2 tRNA genes and 2 rRNA genes are annotated in these 2,056 nt (G+C 50.6%); all 4 read left to right on the plus strand.

Annotation, left to right across the window (positions count from 1 at the left end):
• A 16S ribosomal RNA gene (locus tag ACP7DW_RS28620) occupies positions 1-1,065 on the plus strand; the annotation flags it as partial.
• Between the two features lie 100 nt (positions 1,066-1,165).
• Positions 1,166-1,242: transfer RNA gene (locus ACP7DW_RS28625), tRNA-Ile, on the plus strand.
• Between the two features lie 24 nt (positions 1,243-1,266).
• Positions 1,267-1,342, plus strand: a tRNA-Ala gene (locus ACP7DW_RS28630).
• Positions 1,343-1,586: 244 nt separating this feature from the next.
• Positions 1,587-2,056: ribosomal RNA gene (locus ACP7DW_RS28635) — 23S ribosomal RNA — on the plus strand; the annotation flags it as partial.

A 2,056-nucleotide genomic window follows, 5' to 3' on the forward strand; every position in this document is an offset into this window, starting at 1 on the left:
TTGCTAATGACGGTACCTGAAGAATAAGCACCGGCTAACTACGTGCCAGCAGCCGCGGTAATACGTAGGGTGCAAGCGTTAATCGGAATTACTGGGCGTAAAGCGTGCGCAGGCGGTTTTGTAAGTCTGATGTGAAATCCCCGGGCTCAACCTGGGAATTGCATTGGAGACTGCAAGGCTAGAATCTGGCAGAGGGGGGTAGAATTCCACGTGTAGCAGTGAAATGCGTAGATATGTGGAGGAACACCGATGGCGAAGGCAGCCCCCTGGGTCAAGATTGACGCTCATGCACGAAAGCGTGGGGAGCAAACAGGATTAGATACCCTGGTAGTCCACGCCCTAAACGATGTCTACTAGTTGTCGGGTCTTAATTGACTTGGTAACGCAGCTAACGCGTGAAGTAGACCGCCTGGGGAGTACGGTCGCAAGATTAAAACTCAAAGGAATTGACGGGGACCCGCACAAGCGGTGGATGATGTGGATTAATTCGATGCAACGCGAAAAACCTTACCTACCCTTGACATGGCTGGAATCCTCGAGAGATTGAGGAGTGCTCGAAAGAGAACCAGTACACAGGTGCTGCATGGCTGTCGTCAGCTCGTGTCGTGAGATGTTGGGTTAAGTCCCGCAACGAGCGCAACCCTTGTCATTAGTTGCTACGAAAGGGCACTCTAATGAGACTGCCGGTGACAAACCGGAGGAAGGTGGGGATGACGTCAAGTCCTCATGGCCCTTATGGGTAGGGCTTCACACGTCATACAATGGTACATACAGAGCGCCGCCAACCCGCGAGGGGGAGCTAATCGCAGAAAGTGTATCGTAGTCCGGATTGTAGTCTGCAACTCGACTGCATGAAGTTGGAATCGCTAGTAATCGCGGATCAGCATGTCGCGGTGAATACGTTCCCGGGTCTTGTACACACCGCCCGTCACACCATGGGAGCGGGTTTTACCAGAAGTAGGTAGCTTAACCGTAAGGAGGGCGCTTACCACGGTAGGATTCGTGACTGGGGTGAAGTCGTAACAAGGTAGCCGTATCGGAAGGTGCGGCTGGATCACCTCCTTTCTAGAGTTTGCACGAATCAGGTAACTGATTCACGCATCAAATGTTCACACTTATCGGCTGTTTAATTAAGAAGAAACAGTAGTCGTAGTAGCACCGCGTTGGGGCTGTAGCTCAGCTGGTTAGAGCACCGTGTTGATAACGCGGGGGTCGTTGGTTCGAGTCCAACCAGCCCTACCAGTAAGACCCGAGTAGTACATTCCCGGGGGATTAGCTCAGCTGGGAGAGCACCTGCTTTGCAAGCAGGGGGTCGTCGGTTCGATCCCGTCATCCTCCACCAATACTTTGAAAGTGCAAACGTAAGCCGGTCAGTGACTCAGGTTTAGGTTTGATCTTTTAGCGATCAAAGCTGTTTCGTTCTTTAACAATCTGGAAGAAGTAAAGATTATTTATTGATCGGTTTGCCGTAAAAAGCGAATCGATGGGTAATGATTGTATGTATCAACAAACAAGCAACAACGTTGTACTTTCTTATCCCTGTAGCGCTCTTTGATGACTTAGGTCTTCAGAGGCTAACGTTATAGGGACAAGCGAATAAGTGCACATGGTGGATGCCTTGGCGATTACAGGCGATGAAGGACGTAGTAGCTTGCGATAAGCTGCGGGGAGTGAGCAAACACACTTTGATCCGCAGATTTCCGAATGGGGCAACCCACCCTTTTAGGGTATTGCATACTGAATACATAGGTATGCAAGGCGAACGCGGCGAACTGAAACATCTAAGTAGCTGCAGGAAAAGAAATCAACCGAGATTCCCAAAGTAGCGGCGAGCGAAATGGGAAGAGCCTGTACGTGATAGTCGGACCGATAACAGAATCCTCTGGAAATAGGAGCCATAGTGGGTGATAGCCCCGTATGTGAAATCGGACCGGTGATACTAAGCGTACGACAAGTAGGGCGGGACACGTGACATCCTGTCTGAATATGGGGGGACCATCCTCCAAGGCTAAATACTCGTAATCGACCGATAGTGAACCAGTACCGTGAGGGAAAG

Source organism: Janthinobacterium sp. PSRC1-1, from assembly GCF_049897525.1.
GTDB classification, from domain to species: Bacteria; Pseudomonadota; Gammaproteobacteria; order Burkholderiales; family Burkholderiaceae_D; genus Janthinobacterium; species Janthinobacterium tructae.